Source organism: Myxococcus guangdongensis, from assembly GCF_024198255.1.
In the GTDB taxonomy this organism is placed as follows: Bacteria; Myxococcota; Myxococcia; order Myxococcales; family Myxococcaceae; genus Myxococcus; species Myxococcus guangdongensis.
This window is the reverse complement of the sequence record NZ_JAJVKW010000001.1, coordinates 933,573-956,105: the sequence shown is the minus strand read 5'-3', so window position 1 is coordinate 956,105 and position 22,533 is coordinate 933,573. Positions and strand designations below refer to the sequence as shown.

The window sequence follows — 22,533 nt, the reverse complement described above, 5'->3', positions numbered from 1 at the left end:
CGGGGGGCTCATTGCGCGGGAGGCCCGTGGCGACGTCTTCGCCAAGGAAGGGCCACATCGCCCTCATGACCTCGCTCCCTTCTTCGACGCGCTGGGGGCGAAACGCGCCGCGAGAACCTGCGTGCGCTGTTCGAGCTGCTCGACTGAGGGCTGGTCCGCGAGCAGCCCGTCGAGCGCGAGGAGGAAGACCTCGGCACTCGTCGAGTCAGCCAGGATGGTGGTGACGCACTCCCGCGCGACCTGTCGATGGAGCGCTTCGCTCTCCGGGTCGATCCGCTCGCATGCCTCCAGGAACTCGCTCCCCATGGGGGCGCCGACCATCTCTCCCCAAGGCTCCATCACCAGCAGCCGGCACACCCCGAGCAGGCGCTCATACGGGCTGCCGGGCCCCTTTGCTGCCTTCCTCGCGTCGGGGTGCCTGGACACCAGCCAGTCCACGAAGACGGCTCGGTAGATGTCCTCTTTGTCCTTGAAGATCCGATACAGCAGCGTGCGCGAGAGCGTGGCGCGCCGGGCGATGTCCTCGAATGACGTCTTGGCGAAGCCGAAGTTGAGGAAGCACCAGCGAGCGGCAACGAGGACCTTCGCGCGTCGGGCTGTTGCTTCGTCGTCTTTCAGTGTCGCTGGCATTGTTGCAATGTGACAACTGGCGCATTTTTTGTCAATTTGACTGAACCCAGCCGCGGTTCGGATGGCTGGCGGGCGAGGCAGGGCTCGTCGCGGCACGCTCGGATGTCTGGTGACGTGCACCTCCGCGGCGCCAACGCGAAGAGGATGGGGGGGGCTGCCAGGGGCCGGTGTGGCGCGCGCGGGCGGGTGCTCCGGCGCTGCGGCTCTCGGGCAGGAGCACTGCGGCGGCCCTCCTGGGGCGTCGCGGCTCACGGCCCTCGGCTGACCGGCTCGGAAGACACGTCGGGGTGGAGAGGCGCCTCCACCCCGACGCAGGGGACTACGGCGTGGCGGACGCGCGGCGCGGCGAGGTCAGCTCGCGCTGCATGGTGTCGTCGCCCACGAGCACGCCATCGGCGAACAGCGTCCGCTCGTTGGGCCCGAGCGACTCGAGCTCCTCGGGCGTGCCCAGCTTGAGGTTGTAGACCTTGCCGTCGTACGGCACGCGCTCGGTGGCCGTGATGAAGGCCGTGCCGGACTCGGTGCGCACCTGGTCCTTCACCTGGACCTTGTCCGCGGGCACCACGAGCCCGGAGGTGAGCAGCACCGGGTGCTTCTCCGTCAGCCGCAGGTCGTGGCCCTGGTCATCGCGCAGCCGCACCAGCGGCTTGGGCTCCCGCCCGAAGATGAAGTCCTGGACCGTCAGCACCCGGCCGCTCGCGTTGGAGCGGACCTTGTCGCCCACCTTCAGCGTCTCGATGGCCGCCCGCGTCCCGTCCGCGAGCGTCACCTTCGTGCCCTCCGCCATGCAGCTGTTGAGCACGTTGAGGTTGAAGGGGTTGGTGGGCAGCGCCGTGCTCGTGAAGGTCGTCAGGCGCGGCACCGCGGCGGCGCCGCCACACGTCGCCATCGAGTAGAGGGTCATCGACATCACCACGGGCTCGTTGACGATCTTCTCCATCGTGCAGCCCGCGCCACCGTTGGCAGTGGTGTTCTGCGAGAGGTTGACCAGCCGCTGGATGCTCGCCGTCTTCCCATTGATGACGAACAGGTCCGACAGGTCCGCGAGCGTCGTGCAGGTGCCGCCCGAGTCCGTCTTGATGAGGCGCATCCGCGTCGTCGTCGGGCCGTTCTTCATCGCCTGGATGACGCAGGGCTGCGACATCGCGCCCGCGTCGAACGTGAGCTGCGTGGGGACGTAGATGTTGGTGATGTCGAAGGTCTGCCCCGCCTGGAACGGGAAGTAGGCCGCGGGGTCTCCCGTCCAGGGGTTGCCCGTCTTGCGCAGCGCCAGCCCCACCGGCTGCTGGGGGTAGGGCGCCAGGGTGCCCTGGGCGTTGGTCACCATGGCGTAGTCACAGTCCGCGCCGCCGCGCAGCTGGCACGTGGTGAGGTTGATGTTCGAGCGGGGCTCGTTGCTCGCGAAGCGGGGGTGGTCCATCGTGAAGCTCACCGGCTCGGGCGTCAGCGTCGTGTCCAGGCTCGCGAACGAGACGTGCTCCTCGCCCGTCTGCTCGTTGTGCGCCACCATCAGCGACTCCACGACGACCTTGCTCTCGGGCGCCATCGACGGCCGCACCGACACCGCCGTGTCGTCGAACGTCTTGCCGTCGTGGTGCTCCTCGTTGGCGCTCTTGGCCAGCACCGTCAGCTTCTTGCCGGACAGGTCACTGTCGTACGCCGTCACGTCCGTGAAGACGTGGGTGGCGCCGCCCGCACACGTGGCGTAGGGGTTGAGGATCAACGAAGGACGGTTGTCCTGCTGCGCCTTGTCCGCCTGCTGCGCCTTGCCGCCGCCCACCGTGCGCGAGTCGTTCACGTGGATGAAGTGGTCGCAGTCCCAGTCGGTGGGCTTGGGGCGCGGGCCGCCTCGCACCGCCTTGGCCCGGGCGACGTCCAGCGTCTTCAGCGCGCGCGCGAAGTCGCGAGCCACCGTCGGTCCCGGCGTGTCCTGGCCACCCTGGGCGACCTGCGCGGCGGCGGCCTCCTGCAGCCGGTGGCGCGCGTACTCGTACTGGTCGTCATCGGCCAGGTCCAGCATCACGAAGTCCTCGTGAGGCGGACGCTTCTGGAAGGCCGCCATCACGACCTCGCGCTGCTCCTCCACCGTCTTGGGCTTGGGCGTGGGCTTGATGACCCAAGGACATCCGGGCAGCAAAGACAGGCATCCTGCGAGAACGACGAGACGTGTCGCGATGCGACTGTGCGTCAAATCCATGAGCTCCCCCTCAGAGCGGGCCTGGTTGAGCCCGGGATAAACACTGTCATACGCTCCGTGTTTAAAAGTCAACGAATGACAAGCCATGGACCTCGCTGGTCAGCCACGACCCGGCCTGTCACATCATGAGCCTTGCCGGGTGCGACACGCGCGGCGAGCCAGGCGCCGGGGCTCGGGGCTCCGGGCGACGAGGGACTCCAGGGGTAGGTGGCGCCACGCGGGCGTTGACTCCCCGCGGCGCATGAGGGACGGGGTGGACATGGCGCAGCAGAAACTCCTCGTCCCGCAGGAGGTCGCGGGAGAGCGGCTGGACCGTTTCGTCTCCAAGCACGTGCCCGGCTTCTCGCTGGAGCGCGCCCGCGCCCTCATCGAGTCGGGCGGGGTGCGCATCCGCGGCAAGAAGTGTCAGCCCACGCGCAAGCTGTGGGGCGGCGAGGAGCTCGAGCTCGAACGGCCGGAGCCCAAGGCCCCCACCCGCCCGCACGTCGAGGGGCCCCCGCTGACGGTGCTCCACGACGACGCGGCCCTGGTCATCATCGACAAGCCGCCCGGCCTCGTGGTGGAGCCCGAGGGCCGCGCCGCCTCCGTGGTGGACCTGCTCGCGAGCCAGCGCCCACCCTTCGACGTGGAGGGCCAGGCGCTGCCCGGCGTCGTGCACCGGTTGGACCGCGAGACCAGCGGATGTCTGGCCTTCGCGCGCACGGACACGGCGGCGGCGGCGCTCCTGCGCGCCTTCCAGCAGAAGCAGGTGGACAAGCGCTACCGGACGCTCGTCCTGGGGCACCCGCCGGAGCACGGGCGCCTGGAGGGGCCCTACACGAGAGACCCGAAGGACCCGCGCCGCTTCACCACCCGGGTGCACTCGGCCCGGCGCGCGGCGCTCTCGTTCGAGGTGCGCGAGCGCTTCGCCGGGGCCGCGCTCCTGGAGGTGGACCTGGACACGGGGCGCACGCACCAGATTCGCGTGCAGCTCTCCGAGGCGGGCTTCCCGGTGCTGGGGGATTCGCTCTACGGCACCGAGGCGGCCCGCGAGCATCCCGCGGCGAAGGCCCTGGGCCGACAGGCGCTCCATGCGTTCCAGCTGGAGCTGCCGGGCCCGCTGAACGGGGAGCGGGTGCGAGTCCAGGCTGCGCTCCCGGAGGACTTCCAGCGCGCCCTGGCGCTCTTGCGTCGCTGACGCGCCGGGCTCCCGTGTTCGACGGGGAGCCCGGGCCGTCGGGGACTACTTCGAGTCCACCACGAGGACCATCCAGCGGTCCGTGGAGTGGTCGATGCGGACGTTGGCGGCGCCCGCCTCCTGGAGCTGCTGCACGATGCTCTCCAGGAACGTCAGGTGCTCCTTGGGCGCGTCCACGAAGACGTTCTTCGGGCCGTTGCTCTTGACCTTCGGCTTCTTGGCCGGGGCGGCGGCGCCGTTGAGGGCCTCCGGGTTGGCGGCGGCCTTGAGCTGGGCGGCGGCGTCATCGGCGGCGGGCTCGGGCGCGCTCTCCACCTCCGGCTCGGGCTCCTCGGCCACCGGGGCGACGGCGGCCACCTCCTCCTCGGCCTCCGCGCGCAGCTGGTTGAAGGTCTTCAGGTTGATGGTCGCCCCGAACTTCGTCTTGAAGGACTCCAGCGCATCCTTGCTGCTGATGTCCGGCTGCTGGCGGAAGAGGGTGAGCAGGAACGCGTGTCGCTCCTGGGTCTGCTCCTGGGACGTCCTCGGCATCTTCTGTGCTCCTGTGAACCGTGAAGGGCGGCGCACCCTAGCCGACCCCTCCCGAGGAGAAAAGGTGGGCGGATGTCGACCGGTCAACGTTTGACTCAAGCAATCAACTTGGCATCTATCTGGTTAAGCGTGGATTTGCCTGTAGAGTGAGTCAATCCAGGAATCTTCCTGGCGTCCGTGGGGAGGGGACCCCGCATGCGCCGAAGGTCGGGTGGAGTCGGACAGCGTGGCCAGGCGGCGGTGGAGAGCGCCATCGTCCTGCCGATGACGGTGTTCGTGTTCCTGGGCGTGCTCCAGTTGGGGCTGGCCCATCACGCGAGGCTGCTCAACGAATACGCCGCGTACAAGGTGGCGCGGTCGGCGAGTGTCTACCGGCTGGACTGCAAGCCGATGGTGCGCGCGGCGCTGATGGCGCTGATTCCGTCGCTGAGCGGGGTGGGGGAGTCAGGCACGCCGCAGGAGCGCTTCACGCGGGCGGCGCGCCGGGTGCTGGGGGAGAACAAGCCGCTGGCCTTCCGCTTCCAGGGCGCCGGTCCCATCCCGTTGGTGCAGGTGGACTACCGGCTGAGCGACTACCGGCCCAACGCCTCCTTCGATTTGCAGCTCACGCCGGACCAGCGGCCCACCCAGGTGCACGTGCGGCTGGCGTACTTCTACGAGTTCCGTGTCCCGTTCGCCGGTTGGGTCATCAGCCGGGTGTGGCTGGCGTCGCAGACGGGGCGGGCGTGGACGCGGGGGGCGGACCCGCTGATGCCGGTGCGGCGCAGGCCGGGTGAGGTGACGACGGCGCGCGAGCGCAGCCCGGATTGGGCCATCGCGCGGATGGGCATCGACCAGGGGTACTTCACGGTGCCGCTGGTCTCGTCGTGGACGCTGCGGATGATGAGCGACCCGCTGCCGGATGTCCCCCTGGAGGGGCAATGCAGATGAGTCCGAGACAGGCTCGCTCGGCGCGGGGCCAGTCCCTGGTGCTGGCCGTGCTGTTGATGCTGGTGGTGGTGCTGACGACGTTCCTCACGTTCGCCATCGGCGCGAGGACGCGGCGCAAGATTCAGCTGCAGGCGATGGCGGACTCCACCGCGTACAGCCTGGCGGTGGCCGAGGCGCGGGCGTTCAACTTCTACGCGTGGAGCAACCGGGCGCTGGTGGCCCACCACGTGAGCATCCTCTCCGTCCACGCGCACCAGAGCTACGTCACCTTCTACGAGGACATGCTCGGCGCCACGGGGCGGAACTTCGACCGCATCGCGGAGAAGCTCCAGCGGCGGTGCGGCGCGGGCGTGAGGGACGCGTGTGAGGGCGCGGCCAACGCGCGGCGCATCCGCGACATCTACTGGCTGAGCGAGTTCGACCCGGCGGGCGGGTTCGGTGCCAGGCAGTGCTCCCCGGTGAATGGCCAGCGGGTGTGCCGCGTGGACAAGGACTGCATGGACGGCAAGACGTGCCTGGATGAGTCGGACCACCACCGCCGTGGCGCCGGCTGGTTCCACGACGAATGGCACCGCAAGGACAACAGCAACAGCTGCCTGCGGATGGTGGAGGGCTCGAGGGACCACTTCAAGAAGGTGCAGTACCTGCGCTCCCGGCAGCTCATGGTGGATGCGCAGCTGCGGATGATGATGACCGGCGAGGCGGAGGACGCCCGGCTGTCGAAGGGCGGCAACGAGCAGTTCCTGCTGCGCGCCAACACCGAGATGCGGGTGGAGCGGCAGGGCGAGGACATGTACGTCCGCCCGCCGACGCAGCAGTCCCTGCCCCAGTTGATGGTCGCGATGACGGCGCCGGAGCTGCGCGCGGAAGCAGGCGCGGGGCAGGTCTCCCTGTCGTATTACAAGGACGCCCTGGACAACGGCCTCGAGCTGCGGCTCCACCGCGACTACGACGAAATCCTCTCCGCGACGCGCTACCCCAGCTTCATCACCCGCCGCGGCTATGAGCAGGGCGGCGAGTCTCCCTCGGCCAACGACAAGGACACGAACCTGGTCCGCCTGGAGCGGGGGGCCCAGCTCGCCGCGAGGAGCCATGGCGCCACGGTGACCACCGTCCTCGTCAACCACGGGACCACCCGCTACACCACGAACAGGGGTGGCACGGGCGAGGACCCCGGGCTCGCCAATGCCCACAACCCGTCCATCAACGTGGGGTTCCCCTTCCACCACGGCGCGGCGAAGCCGAGGGCGGGGACGCAGCTGGCGAAGCTGGCGCACCGGGCCCGGCACGATTTCAAGGAGGACATGGGCGATGGGGATGGCCTCGCGAGCGAGGACCACGGCCGCGTGAGCAGCACCTACCGGCTCGGCTCGGGGGAGACGTTCTCCCAGACGACGGTCATCCAGCCTGGCCGCAACGGCATCTGGGCCGACCCCCATGACCATGACCTGAACGGGGACGCGTCCCAGCACAGCCATCACATCTTCCATGGCGACCTGATGCGCAGGACGGGGCACGGCCGGGAGCTGGGTGACTGCGACGGCCCACGCTGCGCGGGTCCCCGGCGCGGGTTCTACCGCGGGCACATGCGCTTCAAGCTGGCCCGCGTGGAGCGTGACGTGGACCTCTGGAACATGCCGCGCACGCTGACGCTCATCACCCGACCTGTCGCGGAGCAGCGCCCGACGTCCGCGGAGGACCTCCGCATGCCCTGGGACTTCGACTTCCGCGCCCGGCTGCCGGGGCCCGTCCGCTTCTCCACCTGGAAGGCGCCGGGGGACTTGGCGGCGGGGGAGCGGATGGCCGCGCTCGCCGGAGGGCTCGTCTACTTCCACAAGCCCCGGGTCCTGCTCGCCAGTGAAATCGACGAGGAGTACGGCGAGCCCCCCAACCTCTGGAATCCCTTCTGGCGCGCCAAGCTGCACCCGGTGAAGCAGACGGATGCCAGGGACGCGGCCGAGCAAGGCCACCCCGCGACGTACTTCGTCCTGTTGGATCTCCACCGATGGTCCGCGCTCAATTACTGACGAGACGGGAGCACGCCCCATGAAGAACCCACGCGCGCGCGGTGCCGCGACCGTGGAGCTGGCCCTGGCGATGCTCGTGCTCGTCCCGGTGCTGCTCTATGCCTTGTACGCCGGTGAGGCGTTCATCGCGTCCACGCGGGCCCAGGAGGCGGAGATGATGGCCACCTGGAACCTGACGGCCCACCTGGGGCACGACTACGCGGTGGGCTACACCGGCGCGGACAAGGCGGACGACGACGGCGCCTTCGGCTTGCAGCGCCAGGTGACCTCCGTGACGGGGCCTCGGGTGATGAAGGCCCTGGCGGGGATGGACAGCTTCGGGCGCGCGGGCTCGTCGCCCGCGAAGCGGCGCATGGTGGTGGCGGAGCAGGAGCTCACGGACGTGCGCTGCGAGCCGGTGGACGTGCGTGCCTACGCACAAGGTCGGCTGCTGACCTTCGATGGCGTGGGCGCCAAGGTCCGCGCCTACCTGCATCGCGGCAGCTACATGGCCTGCCGCGCGCAGGTGGAGGTCCAGTCGTCGTTCCTCCCCGCGAGTCTGCCGCAGGCCGTGCGCGGCGGCATGTCCGTCTGCGGAATGGGGCGGTCCCTGAGCGGCTGTCGTCCCGGACAGAAGGCTCCGGGTGCACGAGACCCTGGCTTCATGGTGCTCACCGACGACTGGGCGCTGGAGGATGCGCGCGAGAGCCCGGTGACCACCGCGGAGCATGCCCGGAATCGCAAGTACGCGAACGTCGGCGAGGCCGTCTACATGAACACGCCCACGCGGCTGCATCCGAAGGACGTGCTCACGGACAAGGCCATCGGCACGCAGCAGGTTCGCGAGGCCATGCTGTTCCTGTTGGATACACCCAAGGACTTCGGGAACACGTCCGAGTTCAGGTTCGGGTTCTTGAACCCCTCCAAGCAGATGCAGCGGTTCGACGTGGACCGCCCGGGCCGGGAAGAGATGGGGCACCTGACCCCGTGGGATGACGACGACCACCGGGACATCGCGCCAGGCAGCGAGGCGAACCGCTCGCCGCACAACTACCTGGGACATGAAGACGCGAACTACAACCGGCCATGAGCACACGCACACGACGCCGATTCGTGGTGGCACTGGGCCTGAGCGCCGTGCTCGGCTCGTCGCTGGGCCGGCTCTACACGGCCCGGCTCGACGCGGAGCCCGTCGAGCCGATGGACTCCGAGCTCCTCGCCGGACCCTGGGAGCAGGAGCCCTCGGCGCCCCCGGTGCCGAGTCGCGTGGCGCGCTCGGGAGAGGATGCACGGCGTCTGGGGCAGGCCGGGTTGAAGCGCCGGCTGCCCTTGCCTCCGCGCGCGGGGCGGAGGGTCCCCATCGGTCAGCAGCTCGACGCGCACGGCGTGCCCATGAACCTGGCGGCCTTCGAGACCCAGGCGTCGCTGGAGGACGTGTTCGCCTTCTACTCGCGGTACTTCGAGTCGAAGGGGTGGCCGCACGGGCGGCTGGTGGTGCCAGAGGGGTTGGTGCCGTATCCGGCGCTCGGCGCGACGCTGTTCGACGAGGGACTCCAGCTCACGGTGATGGTGATGCCGCACCATGACGACAAGGGGCTCACGGTGGTGCTCGGACAGGCGGACATGGAGGCGTGGCGGAGCGGCTCGCGCGGCGAGGACCTGGCGGACCTGCCGCCCTATCCGGGCACGCATCCTTTGGCGGTGCGCTCGAGCGGCGAGGGCAGCGAGGCCGTCACGGTGAGCTTCGACACGGCCGACCCGCTGACGAAGGTGGAGGCGTTCTATCGCGGCGCCCTGGCCGAGCAGGGCTACGCGGAGCTCCCGGAAGAGGATGTTCCCTCGGAGCCCGCGGAGGGCGCGCGGCGGTTGCGCTTCTCCACGCGCGCGGGACGGCAGTGGAGCCTCGCGCTCTCACGAGAGGGCGCTCGGACCGCCATCACCGCGCAGGGCCTGGCGCCGGATGCCGTGTCCACATCGGACGCGAGCGAGAACGAGGGGGGAGCTCCATGAAGCCCATCACCCGACGCCGCGCCTCGCAGAGGGGCCAGGCGATGATGGAGTACACGCTGCTGCTCACGCTGATGGTGCTGAGCACGATGCTGGCGTTCGGCGGATGGCCGTTCACCCAACGGCTCTTCCAGGCGCTCCAGTCCTACGTGGACCTGTACTTCTTCGCCCTCGACCTCGCGGTGGGTTGAGCCGCGCGAGCGGTGGCCCGTCCGGCTCCGGAGCGAGCGGGGGACCGGGGCCCGCTGGCCGTCGGCGAGGCGCGCCGCGGATGGCCAGGATTGAGAGTCATGGAGACCGCTGCCGAGACGAGCCGCTCCGCCCACGCGTCGCCGTGGGTGGACATCTCCGTGCCGCTGCGCGACGGCATGGTGCACTGGCCGGACAACCCCGAGGTGCGCATCACCCGCTCCCAGGACTTGGACAAGGGGGACGACGCCAACGTGTCGGACCTGTCCTTCGGCGCGCACTCGGGCACCCACGTCGACGCGCCCGTGCACTTCGTCAAGGGCGCCGAGGGCGTGGACGCGCTGTCCTTCGACCGGTTGATAGGGGCGGCCCGCGTGCTGGAGATTCGCGACGCGCGCGCCATCCAGGTGGAGGAGCTGAGGGGCCACGCGATTGAGTCGGGGGAGCGGCTGCTCTTCAAGACGGCGAACTCCGCGCGGCGGTGGCCCTCCCAGCCGTTCCAGCCGGACTTCGTGTACCTGTCGCTGGACGGCGCGCGCTACCTGGCGGAACTCGGCGTGCGCACGGTGGGCATCGACTACCTGTCCATCGGCAGCCCGGACGAGGGCGTGCCCACGCACCGGGCCCTGCTGGACGCGGGCATCTGCATCATCGAGGGACTGGATTTGTCCCAGGTGCGCGAGGGGACGTACGAGCTGGTGTGTCTGCCCTTGCGAATCGCGGGGGGCGACGGGGCTCCAGCGCGCGCCATCCTCCGCGCGCGCTGAAGGGCCTGGGTCATGCGGCGGGGGCGCGGCGCTTGCGGCGCAGGAAGAAGGCGAAGCCCATCATCGTCGGCAGCAGCATGCCCCCGCCGACCATCAGCTTGACCCGGTGCCGCTGGGGCACGGCCTGGGCGTAGAAGGGGCGCTCGGCGCGCACCTTCGCGAAGTTCGGCTCCAGGCACGACGCCCCGAAGGACCACGTCACGTTGTCGATGCGCGCGCCGTTGCGGATGTACGTCAGGTACAGGCGCTCGAACAGCGCCTGGTCGCGGTTGGCGGCGTGGAGCGCGGCGTGGCACAGCGTCATGGCGTAGGCCTGACTGCGCGGAGGCAGCAGCTCCGCGCCACGCTGCGCGAGCCGCGCGGCCACGAGCCGGTAGTGGAAGCGCTCGGTGAGGGGAGGGCCGTGGAGGGTCGCGAGCCGCTGCTCCTCCGCGCCGAGGAGCGACGCGCGGGGGAACATCGCCCGGGCCCGCTTCTCGTCGTCGGTGGCGTCTCCTTCCTCGTCGTCCCGGTCATAGTTCGAGACGTCGTAGTTGCCGTCCACCCAGCCCCAGTCCGGCGCGGCCTCGGTCCCCAGCAGGCGCATGCCCTCGGAGCGCGCGAGCTTCGCCGCCGCGAAGAGCGCCTCGGCCCGGTCCAGGTCGTCCCACGCGCTGTCGGCGCGCCGCAGCGCCTCCACGTACCGGCGCGCGGCGTCCTCCACCGCCGTGCCGCGGAAGGCCTCCAGCGACTCGTCGAACCGGCCCTCCCTCAGGAGCCGCCGCGCGAGCAGCAGGTGGAGCCGCTCGGGCATCCCGAGCGACGTGTTGCTGGCGGCGATGCTGTCGGGTGACTCCGGCTCCGACTCCGGCGCCAGGTCGCAGTGGCTCTTCTCCGTGCGCGGGTGCGCGGCCGCGAAGCGCTGGAGCTCCTCCATGCTCAACGTCCGCTCCGCGACGTAGGCGACGTCCGGCCAGGAGCAGCCCGCCCACAGCCGCTCGGCGGCGCGGATGAACTGGCCCTGCGTCAGCGCGAGCACGCCGCGCTCTCCCTCCGCGCGGCACAGGGGCCGGGAGGTGTCGTCCAGGTACCAGTCATGCCACCACTCCCGCTCGGGGAGCCCTCGCACGGCCTCGGCCAGGTACGTCTCCGCGGAGGCGGCGTCGCCCCGGCGCAGCGCGAGCTTGGCCTTCACCCAGGAGGCCAGCGGTGTCTGCTCGGAGGCGACGAAGCGCTCGGCCAGGTCGAAGCGGCCCGCGCGCCAGGCGCCCGCGGCCAGCCGGTCCGCGCCCGCCAGGTTCGGCACCGCGGCCAGCGCGTCCAGCACCATGCCGAGCCCTCCGGCCGAGGGCTCCTCGGTCCACGCGTACTCGCGACCGCGCGTCCACACGAAGGTGGCCATCAGCCGCTGCGCCAGCGGGTCCTTCAGCGCGACCTGGAGGCGCGCGGCGTCTCGGGCGAGCGCTCGCGCGACGAAGAGCAGCGACACCTCCGCTCCGCCGCTGCCGTGCGAGGCCTGCTCCGCGTACAGCTTGATGGCGCCCACGTCGTCCCCCCGCTGGAGCAGCACGCGCGCCTGCATGCCCAGGCTGGAGACCGCGAGGCCCAGCGGGTCGTCGAAGCCCTCGCGCACCAGCTGCCGGGTGAGCTCGAAGCCGTATTGCGCGTCCTCCTCGAAGCCGACGCCCGCGTTGCGGCCCAGCATGTACGCGGCGAAGGTGGAGAAGCGGCGCCGCTCCGCGGTCGGCAGCGCGAGCACCTCGAGGAAGCGGGCCCGCGCCGTCTCGGCGTGTCCTTCGTTGAAGGCCTTGGCGCCCGCCAGGTACAGCTCGGTCTCCCGCGCACCACCACCCTGACGCGCGTCGGGGGGCTCGTCGTAGAACTCGTTCACCGCGAACACGTCCGTGGGCTTCGGCAGGAGCCGGTGGACCTCGAGCGCGAAGAGCCCACCCGGAAGCTCGCCGAGCGTGAGCGCGCGGTCGGCGAGGAGGCGGTCCTGGAAGCCGGGGCCACAGGCCTTCGCGGAGCGGATGGGGGTCAGGCAGACCAGGATGACCACGGCGGACAGCAGGCTACGGAGCCACAAGGGACACCTCGTTTCCCCGCACGAAGCCGACGACGCGTCGCTCGCCGGCGCGCAGGCGGGGAGGCTTGCGCGCCACGAGGGAGCTCCCCAACGGGGCATAGCCGCCCACGCCGTCGAGGACCTCCAGGTTTCCAGAAAGGGTGAGCCGGGCGGGGGCCACGCCGTCCACGCGGCCCGTGTTCTCGAGGACGATGTCGAGCGTGCCGCCGCCCGCGTCCACCAGCCGGGGCTCCACGCGGGGCGTCAGCGGCTCCTGGCGGAGGACGGCGGTCAGCGTGGACGGGCTCCAGGCCTCCGGGTCGCCCGCGTGGCCCCACCGGAACCACACCAGCCCCTTCACGCCCTTCACCGGACGCGCGCGCAGCTCCGTGAGGAAGCGCGAGACGTCACGGGGCTCGGAGACCAGGGGCGTGCCGTCGCGCAGGCGCACGCGGTAGGTGGGCAGCGCGACGTGGAAGGGCCGGCGCGTGGCCCGGGCCCAGCGCTCGATGAAGCCGCGCGCCTGCTCGGGGGTGAAGAGGGTGGGGGCGCGGATGGCGTGCACCTGGACGACGAGGTCGTCGGGGATGGCTGCCAGGCGCTCCAGCTCGGGGGAGCCCGCCCACGTGGGCAGCGCGGTGATGGACAGGGGCAGCTCGCCGAGCAGGCTCCGTTCACGCTCGAGCCAGTCCGCGTACGCGGGCAGCGCGTGGGTGGCGCAGTCGTGGTCCAGCTCCACGCCTCGCACGCGCACGCCGCGCGCCTTCCAGTCCCGGGCGATGGAGGCGACTTCTTCCAGGGAGATGCCGTCGAGGGGCGCGGTGCCATCCACCCGCATCACCGCCACCACGTCGCGCCCCGTCTTCGCGAGGGCCGCGACATCCACCGTGATGGAGACGGGCGTGCGTGCGCCGCCGGAGCGCTCCCTCGCGAGCACGCGCAGCGCGCCCAGCTCCGAGGGCATTGCCGCGAGGGACTCGACGAGCGTCGGGCTCCAGTCCCGTTGCCACACGTAGGCTTCGTGCCCGAGCGGCGGCGGCGGGGGCGCGCGCGTGCAGCCGAGCATGAGGCACAGCCCCATGAACGAGATGCTCGCGAGTCGGCGCGACGAAGACAGGTGTGGGGTGCGCATGGTGAGACGACACGCATCGCTGGAGTGGATGCGATGTCTCATGGTGCCACAACCGAGGCGCGCAAGCTGCGCGCGCGTGTGCCCCGGTTTGTCTCGGGTCATGAGACTGCGTGGAGCCCCAGGGATTCGTCGCCGCGCGAGCGAGGAGGCGAGCACTTCGCCCGTGTCCCGACGGCGCGGAGCGGGAGTGGGAGCCTGGGTTGGGTTGCCCGGCATGGGGGGCCGCGCGCAGGACGAAGGTGACGGACGCCCGAAGGTCCAGAGCGGGCGGTGCTTGTCTTTCCTGGTGGCGGCCGGGGTTCGCGGTCGCGAGTTGCCCACGCGGGGGCATTGGCCCGCCGCGGGCCCCCGGGCGTCGGAGGTCGCGCGCCGATGCGAGTGCTGAGACGGTGCTCAGGGTTCGCCCTGGTGCTTCAGTTGGGCGGTGGTGGCGGGTTGCTGTGGTCGCAGTGCAGGAGGGAGGGCGGGTCGAAGCAGGTCAGCCGCTGGTCGTTCAGCGTGCAGACGCCTCGGGGCGTGTTGGTGCAGCGCACCTCGGTGCGGCTGGCCTTGCAGTCGAAGCCGCACGCAATCGCCTCGGAGGCGTTGAGGCAGCGGGCCGCGGGGGTGGCCTGCGCGTAATCATGGATGACGCTGTCGGGTGGGTCCCAGCAGACGAGCCTGCCGAAGTGCGTGTCGCACAGCCCGTAGGGCGTGGAGTTGCACGCCACCTCGCCATTGAAGATGCGGCAGTTGAAGCCGCAGTCGACCTTGCCGCGCACCGCCTTGCACTCGGGGCGCACCGGGGTGCGGGGAGGATGCTGGATGGCCACCCGGGGCGGGTCCCAGCAGTGGACGTCATCCTGGAGGACCTGACACGTCCCATAGGGCGTCTGGGCACAGCCCGCCTTCGAGCCGCTGGTCCTGCACTGGAAGCCGCACAGCTCGCGCCCCTGGGCGGTGATGCACTGCGGCCTGGGCTGCTCCGGAGGCGGCTTGGGCGCGGGGGTGACCTGGGGCGGCGTTGGCGGCGCTGCGGTCCACAGCAACAGGGCAATCAAGGGGAGCATGTGGCCCCCCGACGAACGTCACCGCCGTTTATTCAAACGGTCGGCTGGAGGGCCGCTGTGCGCTCAGCGAGCCCGGGAGCCATGGGGACGTGGCCCCCCGGGACGACGCGCGCCACCGGGGCCTCGGGGCGCGGGGGCCTGGGACTCACGCGGTGCGTCGTCCTGCTCGCGTGCGCCCTCGCGCTGACGTCGAGCGGCCTCGGCGGGCGTCTCGGGAGGAACGAGCGCGTGCGGGCCACGGCCGATGAGGTCCGCGCGGCCGGCCTGCTTCAGGGCCTCGCGGGCCAGGGGCCAGTGCTCGGGGTTCCAGTAGAGGAGCAGGGCCTTCTGGAGGCGCTTCTCGCGCAGACCCTGGGCCGTGTAGACGGGCTCCATCTTCAGCGGGTCGATGCCGGTGAAGTACATGGCCGTCGCCATGGCCATGGGGGTGGGGATGAAGTCCTGCACCTGACGGGGGCGCTTGCCGTTCTTCTTCAGCCACAGCGCCAGGTCCACCATGTCCTCCAGGGTGGAGCCCGGGTGTCCGCTGATGAAGTAGGGGATGTCGTACTGCTCCTTGCCGGCTTCCTCGCTGGCGCAGGCGAACATCTGCTGGAAGCGCTCGAAGCTCTCGATGCCGGGCTTCTTCATCTTCTCCAGCACGCGCGGCGAGACGTGCTCGGGCGCGACGGAGAGCTGGCCGCCCACGTGGTGCGCGGCGAGCTCCTTGACGTATTCAGGTGAGCGCTCGGCCAGGTCGTAGCGCACGCCGCTGGCGATGAAGACGTGCTTGACGCCGTCCTCCTCGCGCACGTCCTTCATCAGGCTGATGAGGGGGCCGTGGTCCGTCTGGAGGTTCTCGCACACGCCCGGGTGCACGCAGGACAGCTTGCGGCAGCGCTTCTCGATGTCCTCGCTCTTGCACTTGAGCTTGTACATGTTGGCGGTGGGGCCGCCGAGGTCGGTGATGGTGCCGCGGAAGTCGCCCATGCGGCGCAGGGCGCGCACCTCGCGCAGGACGCTCTCCGCGGAGCGGCTCTGGATGACGCGGCCCTCGTGCTCGGTGATGGAGCAGAAGGTGCAGCCGCCGAAGCAGCCGCGCATGAGGACGATGGAGTGCTTCACCGTCTCGTACGCGGGGATGCCCTCGCTCTTGTAGAGGGGGTGGGGGACGCGGTTGAACGGGAGGTCGTACAGCTCGTCCATCGCCACCGTGGCCTTGCCGGAGGCGGTGTCACCCACGCCGTCCTCGAGCGGGAGGGCGGGGGCGTTCATGAAGATGGCGCGGTTGCCGTGGCGCTGCGCGAGGGGGCGCGCGTTGCCGGGGTTGGTCTCCATCTGGAAGTCGCGGCTCATGACCGCGAAGGCCTGCTTGTCGGAGACGACGGCCTCGTAGGGCGGGAGGACGACGGTCTTGCGGTCGGCGGCGCGGCGGGCGGGGTCGGCTTCGTGGGCGCGCATCTCCTCGTCGTTGATGAGGTAGGCGGTGCCGCGCACGTCGCGGATGTCCTGGATGCGCTCGCCGTTCCGCATCCGGTCGGCGACCTCCATGATGGGGCGCTCGCCCATGCCGAAGACGAGCAGGTCGGCCTTGGCGTCGAAGAGGATGGAGCGGCGGACCTTCTCGCTCCAGTAGTCGAAGTGGGCGATGCGGCGGAGGCTGGCCTCGATGCCGCCGAGGACGATGGGGACGTCGGGGTAGGCCTCGCGGCAGCGCTGGGCGTAGACGATGGTGGCGCGGTCGGGCCGGCAGTTGGTGCGGCCGCCGGGGCTGTACTGGTCGGCGGAGCGGTTCTTCTTCTGCGCGGTGAGCCGGTTGAGCATGGAGTCGAGGTTGCCGGCGGCGACCCCGAAGAACATGCGCGGTGGGCCCAGGGCCTTGAAGGGCTCGGCCGAGTGCCAGTCGGGCTGGGGGATGAGGCCCACCTTGAAGCCCCGGCCCTCGAGGAAGCGGGCGATGAGCACCGGGCCGAAGGCCGGGTGGTCCACGTACGCGTCTCCCGTCACGATGATGATGTCGCACTGTTCCCAGCCGCGCGCCTGCATGTCGGCGCGGGTGATGGGCAGGAAGGGATGGGCGTAGCGCGTCGTCTGGGCCATGGCGGTGGGGCGGCGTCGGCGGGGGGCTTCTCTCCTAAACACCCCCAGGCGCCCGAAGCAAACAGGGCGGGGCGCGGGTGTACACCCAAGAGGGGCACAGGTCCTACACCCTTGCTTGGTGGGGGATGGAGGTGGCGCAATCGCCGCACCGCCTCCAGGAGCGTCCCACCCGGACGGCCGGAGGGGGTGACTCGAAATCCAAGGCTCCGGAGCGCAGGCGGAAACGGGCACGCGGCCCTCCGTGGAGGGCCCGCGTGTCGGCGTAGGTCAGGCCACGGCGGAACGCTTCACCCGCTCATACTGGCCCGCGAGGATGTCCAGATAGTTGCCGTTCTCCACCCAATCGAGCAGGTGCATGACCCTCCAGGCCACGAAGGGGTGACTGGAGTCCATGGTGAGGAGTGTCGCCAGCAGGCCATCGAACCAGCTCGACTCCTCCATTCGGGCCAGCTCGCGTGCCTGCTGTACGAAGGGCGCCAGCTTCATTTTCGTCCGATTCACGGTGCCGGGCCTGTTGCCGCCGGCCAGCCGCATCAACACCCCGAGCGATGCGGCCAGGTCACGACAGCCCAGCAGCCCTGCGCGGTCTGCGGTCAGCTCGGAACACCGCGCCCATTTGTAGAGGGCCTTCTGGAGCGGAAAGCTCAGCAGCTGCCCCACACTTCCCAGCAGCCGGCTCCCGCCCGCGAGCACCGTCGCCACGGAGCGGTAGAGCACGTGGTCCGCATGCAGGTGTCCCAACTCATGCGCGAGCACTGAAACCACCTGGGTGTCGTCCAGATGGTCCAGCAGTGCCGCGTGCACCATCACCGTGGGCTCCTCCACTCCGAAGGTGGCCGCGTTCGCGTACGGCGACTCGGTCAGGAACAGCGAAGGCGTGTAGGGAATGTCGAGCCGGCGACGCGCCACGTCCAGCAGCCCCGCCAGCTCCGGGAACTGATCCTTTCCACAGCGGACGGAGGTGGAGAGGTTGACGAGCCGCATGCTTCGCTCACCCAGGTTTGCGAGTAACCAGCGCATCAGGGCGGGAAACCCCGGGAGGGACTTGAGTGCCTGGAGGGTTGCCCGGTCCAGTGCATGTTCATAGGCCGTGGAGCTGAGGTTCGTCAGCGCTTCGTCGGGCCTCAGGAACAACGCCTTGTTGCACGCCCCGCATTCGCAGTGCGCGAGGTCCATCACCGCCGACGCAATCCGGACCCGGTTGCGCCGGCCGCAGTGACGACATTCGATCAGCCGGACAGGTGCGTCGGTCGTATCCGGCCAGAGCGCCGAGACGAGGTCCTCGTTCATCGCCGCATCCCGCGGCGCGCGGGGCTCAGCCGGATTTGCGGACATGGGCATCCACCACGGAGTGAGAGGTGTTGGTTTCCCCGGGAGGGGCGAGCTCACGACGCTTCTTCAACTCCCGGACGCAGCGGTCCCCCACGCGTTGGGTGAGGACCTTGTTCATCGAGGAGCCCACCGCGATGCCCACCAGCGGCAGCGCGCGCAACAGCCCCTTGGAGACGGACAGGAGCGCCAGCTTCGTCATCACGCTCACGAGCATCTTCGATGCTTCCCGGGGGGCGTACTTCCAGAAGGCGACGCCCTGGGTCTCCGCGAGGTCCAGCACTGCGTTGCGGTCCTTCTTCGCGTCGTAGGTGCTCACCGAGGCGAGCAGGAAGGCGAGTTGCCGCTCGTCTTCTCGCGTGATGTCGAAGCCGTGGAGGTGGCTGAGGACCAGTGCCATCTCCACCTCGAACTTGAGCATGAAGCACATGTCCGCGAGGGTCCCGCCCAGCGCGGCCACCAGCGTTCCCGCGCCCGGAACCAGCGCGGGCAACGCGGCAAGTCCTCCCGAGAGGGCGGAGCGGTTCGAGAAGTGCCGCACCACCGCGAGCGAGGCGTCCTCACGCACGGCGTCCTCGCTCGGGAGCTTCTTGTCGCGCGCCTTCGCCAGCTCCTGCTTCGCCATCAGCACGAGGCTGTCCGTGTCCGCGAGGATGCGCTCGACGGCTGTGAGGAGCTTGCGCCCCTGTTCAGGGTCCTCGACTTCTTTCATGGTGTCCCCCCATTGGAATGGCGGCCTGGCGCGTGAGCGAGAGGCCGTGACGGAGACGCTGGCGGACCCTCGTCCGGACTGTCAAGCCGAGCACGGGTGAGTACACCGAGACTCTGTTGGCGGGTGCATTGACGTGGATCCACGCCTCCCCTACCTTCGCGCGCCCGTACCCGGCCTGGGCCGAGGGGCCCGGGGCCCGCCGACATGACGCACCGGACGCACAACGAGGTCTCCGAAGGGCGCCCCGCGCCACGGAAGGATGACTCCGTCCGCGAGCTTCACGTCGAGTACGACGACGCGCCCATCCCACCGAAGTCCCCTCGCACTGTCCCCGAGGACCTCCCGCGCTCGCCCAATCCGCTGCTGGCCCTCTCCCGCGCCAGGTCACAGCGCCCGAAGCCTCCTGCTCCGCGCACGGACGCCCCCGCACCCGAGGAGCCACCGGCTCGCGATGTCTCCGCGCCCTCGGATGTCACCGCGTCCGAGCGTCAGGTCATCCAGGCCGCCGTCGCCACCGGGAAGCGCCGCGAGGCCTGGCGTCCTCCCGAATACCTCCCCGAGGACTTGAGCGACGCGCTCCTCTCCGAGCGCAGCCAGTACCGCGCCAAGCTGCTCCAGGACGTGCGTCAGGTCTCACTCCAGGGCCCCGGCGTGTTGTCCCTCGTCCCCGTGCCCGCCGCGGACCCGGACTGGTCCGGTGGCTCGCTGCTCGGCTTCCTCGGTGAGGAGTGCGTCTTCGGCGGAGACGTCGTCCACCTCGACTTCGAGTCCGGCCGCGTCTTCGCCGCCCCCGACCACGGTGACGACGTGGACCGCCGCGCCCTCGCCGCCGACCGCTGGTGCTATCGGCCCTATGACTTCGCCGAGGCGCTCTGCACCGCCGCGTCCGCGTACGAGGACCGGCAGCCCGCGCTCCATCAGTCCCTGCGCCGCGCCAGTGGCGACGAGCCCGCGCCCACGCCGCGTCCCCAGGACGCCGAGCTCCTCCCGACCGACCGTCTCTGGGCCCAGCCCTGGGGCTGCATCTGGGGCCCCCCCGGCACCGGCAAGACGACCGCCGTCGCCGACCTCATCGCCCGCGCCCTGCGCGCCTTCCCCAACGAGCGCATCCTCGCGGTGGCCCCCACCAACCGCGCCGCCGATGAGCTCGTCCTCCGCGTCAGCGCCCTGCTGGAGCGTCAGCCCATCCCCCTGCGTCCCCTGGCGCGCAGCATCTTCCGCGGCGGCACCGGCGCCAGCGACGCCCTGGCGAAGCTGCCCACCGTCACGCTCGAGGACACCAAGGGCGGCAAGCTGCGCGCGAGCATCGAGGAGCGCGAGCGCGAGCTGTACCTCCAGCGTGTCCGAGGCGGCCCCGCGCACGAGCTCGCCAAGCTCCAGGCGGAGCTGCGCGGCCTGCGCGGCAAGATGAAGGACCCCACCTTCAAGGAGGCGGAGAAGGGCGACTGCCCCCTCATGGTCCTCACCGTCCACCGCGCCCTGCGACTGGTGTCGGAGCTCGAGGGCAAGTGCACCTTCGCGCGACTGGTCGTGGACGAGGCCGGCATGGTGACCCGCGCCGCCACCGCGCTCATGGCCCCCCTGGCCGAGCGCGTGACGCTCGCTGGAGACCCCAAGCAGATCGGCCCCGTCAGCCGCGCGGCCGAGGGCGCCGGACGCGGCTCCCAGAAGTGGCTGCGCGCCAGCGGCCTGTCCCACCTGGAGGACGCGGTGCGCGACGCCACGCGCCCGGACGTGCTGCTGCTGCGCACCCAGCACCGCATGCACCCGGACATCGCCCGCGTCGTCAGCCACTTCTGCTACGGCGGCGCGCTCGAGGATGGCGACATCGTCAAGGCTCGCGCCGAGAAGGCCCCGCCCGTGCCCGCGTTCGCCGGGACGCGCGCGGGATGGGTGGTGCTCGATGGCCTCAGCCGCGACGCGAAGCGCCTCACCCACGGCCGAGGCGAGACGGGCTCCGGCTACCAGCGCGAGCTGTCCGCCGAGCTCGCCGTGTCGCTCGCCCGCGAGGCCGTGCGCGCCGGCCTCAGCGTCCTGTGTGTCACGCCCTATCGCGCGCAGGCCTCGCTCCTGCGCAGGCTCGGCAACTCCGCGGGCTTCCGGGGCGACGCGTTCAGCGCCTCCACCATCCACCGTCAGCAGGGCACCCAGTACGACGTGGTGCTGGTGGACACCGTGGCTGGAGGCCGGCCTTTCCCACCCCACACGCTGGTGCCGATGCTCAACGTGGCCGCCAGCCGCGCGCGCGACTACCTGTTGGTGCTCGCCTCGCGCGACGAGGCCCGGGGCGCCACCATCCCCCAGCGCTTCCTCTCGCTCTTGCCGCGTCTGCGAGTCCTCCCCGGCTCGCCGCTCCGCCTGGAGGCGCTGCCCCTGCCGCGCGAGGCACCGCCTCCGCCGCCACCACCTCCCGCCGCGCCCACGAGCCTCGGCGGCGAAATCGAGGGCTCGCGTCCCACGCGGCCCCTGTTCACCCACGAGCAGGTGTCCCTCTTCGAGCGCCGCTTCGATGACGGACACCACCTGGTGCGCGGGGTCGCGGGCAGCGGCAAGACGTACGTCCTGGCCCACTGGGTGGCGCGCTATCTGTTGGAGCACGAGGACACGCAGGTGCTCGTCTCGTTCTTCAACCGCGCGCTCTCGCCCCTGGTGGAGAAGTTGTTGGTGGAGGCGATTGCCCAGCGCGCCGGCCGCGAGCGTGTGCGAGCGCTCCGTGCCCGGGTGACGGTGAAGCACGTGGGCGCGCTGCGCCGCGTGGAGCCCGAGTCCTTCGACGGGGTCTTCGTCGACGAGGCCCAGGACATGGACGTCCGCGCGCTCGCCATGCTCCACGCGTTGGTGCGTCCCCACGTCGCGCAGGATGGCAAGCCGGTGCGCTGTCTCCAGTTGTTCATGGACGACTCGCAGAACGTCTACGGCCAGGTCCCCATCGAGGCGCTCAAGGAACAGCTCCCGGAAGGGCTGTCCTTCCGGGGCCGCACCCGCATCCTCAAGGAGACCTTCCGCGCCACGCGCGACATCCTCGACGTGGCCTTCAACGTGGTGCTGGACCCGCTGCGCCAGCACGGCACCAGCGACCCGGGCATGCGCGAGTACATGAAGGCCGGAGAGCTCGCCCGCGAGGGGCTCCTGTGGCTCCCCGAGGAGACGCTGGAGGGGCTCTATCGCGTGCAGTCCACCGAGCGCGGCGGCGTGCTGCCCCAGGTGCGCGGCTTCGCCTCGGGCGCGAGCGAGGCCCGGCAGGTGGCCAAGGAAGTGGCGCGGCTCATCCGCGACGAAGGCGTGCACCCCGGCGACATCCTCGTCGTCGCGCCCGTCATGCCATCGCAGTACACGGAGGCCCTCAACCGGGCCGGCGTGCCCGCGCACGCCTACGGTGGCAAGGGCGGCCGCGACGTGACGGACTTCCGCGTCAGCGGCGTGGACCACGTGCGCGCCACCACCGTGTTCTCCTGCAAGGGCCACGAGTGCCCCGTCGTCTTCTTCGCGGGCCTGGACGCGTTGGACACCGTGGAGAACTGGATGGCCGGCGCGAAGGAGCGCAACGCGCGGGAGAACGAGCGCATCCGCCGCGCCATGTTCTACGTGGGCGCCACCCGCGCGATGAAGCGCCAGTACCTCACTGGCGTGAAGGGCGCGCGCTTCCTGCGCGTCGCCGCGTCCTACGTGGAGACGCTCTCGGGCCTGTCTCCCCCCGAGGCCGAGGCCGGCAAGTCCCCCTGAAACGACGAAGGCCCCGGCGCCGCACCCTCGC

General features: G+C 70.7%; 17 protein-coding genes. 8 read left to right on the top strand and 9 right to left on the bottom strand.

Annotated elements, in window-relative coordinates:
* Positions 1-63: 63 nt before the first annotated feature.
* Positions 64-630 (bottom strand): TetR/AcrR family transcriptional regulator, encoded by a 567-nt coding sequence (locus LXT21_RS03835; RefSeq protein ID WP_254036715.1) that lies wholly within the window; start codon positions 628-630, stop codon positions 64-66.
* A 319-nt stretch (positions 631-949) separates the two neighbouring features.
* Positions 950-2,767 carry a Hint domain-containing protein gene (locus LXT21_RS03830; protein ID WP_254036714.1) on the bottom strand — a complete coding sequence of 606 codons (1,818 nt, stop codon included), beginning with the start codon at positions 2,765-2,767 and terminating at the stop codon, positions 950-952.
* A 319-nt stretch (positions 2,768-3,086) separates the two neighbouring features.
* Here LXT21_RS03830 and LXT21_RS03825 point away from each other — a divergent pair, with 319 nt between their 5' ends.
* Positions 3,087-4,004 (top strand): RluA family pseudouridine synthase, encoded by a 918-nt coding sequence (locus LXT21_RS03825; RefSeq protein WP_254036713.1) that lies wholly within the window; start codon positions 3,087-3,089, stop codon positions 4,002-4,004.
* Positions 4,005-4,049: 45 nt separating this feature from the next.
* On the opposite strand, the gene LXT21_RS03820 is transcribed toward LXT21_RS03825, so the two are convergent.
* Positions 4,050-4,535 carry a hypothetical protein gene (locus tag LXT21_RS03820; protein WP_254036712.1) on the bottom strand — a complete coding sequence of 162 codons (486 nt, stop codon included), beginning with the start codon at positions 4,533-4,535 and terminating at the stop codon, positions 4,050-4,052.
* Positions 4,536-4,730: 195 nt separating this feature from the next.
* Between LXT21_RS03820 and LXT21_RS03815 the strand changes: the two genes are divergently transcribed.
* The 6 genes from LXT21_RS03815 (at position 4,731) to LXT21_RS03790 (ending at position 10,434) form a co-directional block, all read left to right on the top strand.
* Complete coding sequence (locus tag LXT21_RS03815; protein ID WP_254036711.1) at positions 4,731-5,465, top strand: TadE family protein; 735 nt, start codon at positions 4,731-4,733, stop codon at positions 5,463-5,465.
* The gene (locus LXT21_RS03810; protein ID WP_254036710.1) at positions 5,462-7,492 is read left to right on the top strand and encodes a hypothetical protein; all 2,031 of its coding nucleotides are present in this window, start codon (positions 5,462-5,464) and stop codon (positions 7,490-7,492) included. Before LXT21_RS03815 ends, LXT21_RS03810 begins: the two co-directional genes overlap by 4 nt.
* Before the next feature lie 19 nt (positions 7,493-7,511).
* Positions 7,512-8,561, top strand: coding sequence for a pilus assembly protein (locus LXT21_RS03805; protein ID WP_254036709.1), 1,050 nt, complete (start codon positions 7,512-7,514; stop codon positions 8,559-8,561).
* The gene (locus tag LXT21_RS03800; protein WP_254036708.1) at positions 8,558-9,481 is read left to right on the top strand and encodes a hypothetical protein; all 924 of its coding nucleotides are present in this window, start codon (positions 8,558-8,560) and stop codon (positions 9,479-9,481) included. The genes LXT21_RS03805 and LXT21_RS03800 overlap by 4 nt, the downstream gene beginning before the upstream one ends.
* On the top strand, positions 9,478-9,669 hold the full coding sequence (locus LXT21_RS03795; RefSeq protein WP_254036707.1) for a hypothetical protein: 192 nt from the start codon (positions 9,478-9,480) through the stop codon (positions 9,667-9,669). Before LXT21_RS03800 ends, LXT21_RS03795 begins: the two co-directional genes overlap by 4 nt.
* 99 nt (positions 9,670-9,768) lie before the next feature.
* Positions 9,769-10,434, top strand: coding sequence for a cyclase family protein (locus LXT21_RS03790; protein ID WP_254036706.1), 666 nt, complete (start codon positions 9,769-9,771; stop codon positions 10,432-10,434).
* 10 nt (positions 10,435-10,444) lie between these two features.
* Here LXT21_RS03790 and LXT21_RS03785 read toward each other — a convergent pair whose 3' ends face one another.
* From LXT21_RS03785 to LXT21_RS03760, 6 genes are all read right to left on the bottom strand, one after another.
* Entirely contained in the window at positions 10,445-12,499 is a 2,055-nt protein-coding gene (locus tag LXT21_RS03785) for a hypothetical protein (protein ID WP_254036705.1), read from the bottom strand.
* The gene (locus LXT21_RS03780; protein ID WP_254036704.1) at positions 12,486-13,610 is read right to left on the bottom strand and encodes a DUF3142 domain-containing protein; all 1,125 of its coding nucleotides are present in this window, start codon (positions 13,608-13,610) and stop codon (positions 12,486-12,488) included. The genes LXT21_RS03785 and LXT21_RS03780 overlap by 14 nt, the downstream gene beginning before the upstream one ends.
* 413 nt (positions 13,611-14,023) lie before the next feature.
* The gene (locus LXT21_RS03775) at positions 14,024-14,659 is read right to left on the bottom strand and encodes a hypothetical protein (protein WP_254036703.1); all 636 of its coding nucleotides are present in this window, start codon (positions 14,657-14,659) and stop codon (positions 14,024-14,026) included.
* 63 nt (positions 14,660-14,722) lie between these two features.
* The gene (locus LXT21_RS03770; RefSeq protein ID WP_254036702.1) at positions 14,723-16,738 is read right to left on the bottom strand and encodes a YgiQ family radical SAM protein; all 2,016 of its coding nucleotides are present in this window, start codon (positions 16,736-16,738) and stop codon (positions 14,723-14,725) included.
* 267 nt (positions 16,739-17,005) lie between these two features.
* Positions 17,006-18,028, bottom strand: a complete 1,023-nt coding sequence (locus tag LXT21_RS03765) for a M48 family metallopeptidase (protein WP_254036701.1) — start codon at positions 18,026-18,028, stop codon at positions 17,006-17,008.
* Between the two features lie 25 nt (positions 18,029-18,053).
* The gene (locus LXT21_RS03760; RefSeq protein ID WP_254036700.1) at positions 18,054-18,779 is read right to left on the bottom strand and encodes an EcsC family protein; all 726 of its coding nucleotides are present in this window, start codon (positions 18,777-18,779) and stop codon (positions 18,054-18,056) included.
* Positions 18,780-18,983: 204 nt separating this feature from the next.
* Here LXT21_RS03760 and LXT21_RS03755 point away from each other — a divergent pair, with 204 nt between their 5' ends.
* Positions 18,984-22,502 carry an AAA family ATPase gene (locus LXT21_RS03755; protein WP_254036699.1) on the top strand — a complete coding sequence of 1,173 codons (3,519 nt, stop codon included), beginning with the start codon at positions 18,984-18,986 and terminating at the stop codon, positions 22,500-22,502.
* The last annotated feature ends 31 nt before the right edge of the window (positions 22,503-22,533 follow it).

Coding starts and splice junctions, on each gene's coding strand:
- LXT21_RS03835 (WP_254036715.1), bottom strand. CDS start 630: ATGCCAGCGACACTGAAAGACGACGAAGCAACAGCCCGACGCGCGAAG.
- LXT21_RS03825 (WP_254036713.1), top strand. CDS start 3,087: ATGGCGCAGCAGAAACTCCTCGTCCCGCAGGAGGTCGCGGGAGAGCGG.
- LXT21_RS03820 (WP_254036712.1), bottom strand. CDS start 4,535: ATGCCGAGGACGTCCCAGGAGCAGACCCAGGAGCGACACGCGTTCCTG.
- LXT21_RS03815 (WP_254036711.1), top strand. CDS start 4,731: ATGCGCCGAAGGTCGGGTGGAGTCGGACAGCGTGGCCAGGCGGCGGTG.
- LXT21_RS03810 (WP_254036710.1), top strand. CDS start 5,462: ATGAGTCCGAGACAGGCTCGCTCGGCGCGGGGCCAGTCCCTGGTGCTG.
- LXT21_RS03805 (WP_254036709.1), top strand. CDS start 7,512: ATGAAGAACCCACGCGCGCGCGGTGCCGCGACCGTGGAGCTGGCCCTG.
- LXT21_RS03800 (WP_254036708.1), top strand. CDS start 8,558: ATGAGCACACGCACACGACGCCGATTCGTGGTGGCACTGGGCCTGAGC.
- LXT21_RS03795 (WP_254036707.1), top strand. CDS start 9,478: ATGAAGCCCATCACCCGACGCCGCGCCTCGCAGAGGGGCCAGGCGATG.
- LXT21_RS03790 (WP_254036706.1), top strand. CDS start 9,769: ATGGAGACCGCTGCCGAGACGAGCCGCTCCGCCCACGCGTCGCCGTGG.
- LXT21_RS03780 (WP_254036704.1), bottom strand. CDS start 13,610: ATGCGCACCCCACACCTGTCTTCGTCGCGCCGACTCGCGAGCATCTCG.
- LXT21_RS03775 (WP_254036703.1), bottom strand. CDS start 14,659: ATGCTCCCCTTGATTGCCCTGTTGCTGTGGACCGCAGCGCCGCCAACG.
- LXT21_RS03770 (WP_254036702.1), bottom strand. CDS start 16,738: ATGGCCCAGACGACGCGCTACGCCCATCCCTTCCTGCCCATCACCCGC.
- LXT21_RS03765 (WP_254036701.1), bottom strand. CDS start 18,028: ATGAACGAGGACCTCGTCTCGGCGCTCTGGCCGGATACGACCGACGCA.
- LXT21_RS03760 (WP_254036700.1), bottom strand. CDS start 18,779: ATGAAAGAAGTCGAGGACCCTGAACAGGGGCGCAAGCTCCTCACAGCC.
- LXT21_RS03755 (WP_254036699.1), top strand. CDS start 18,984: ATGACGCACCGGACGCACAACGAGGTCTCCGAAGGGCGCCCCGCGCCA.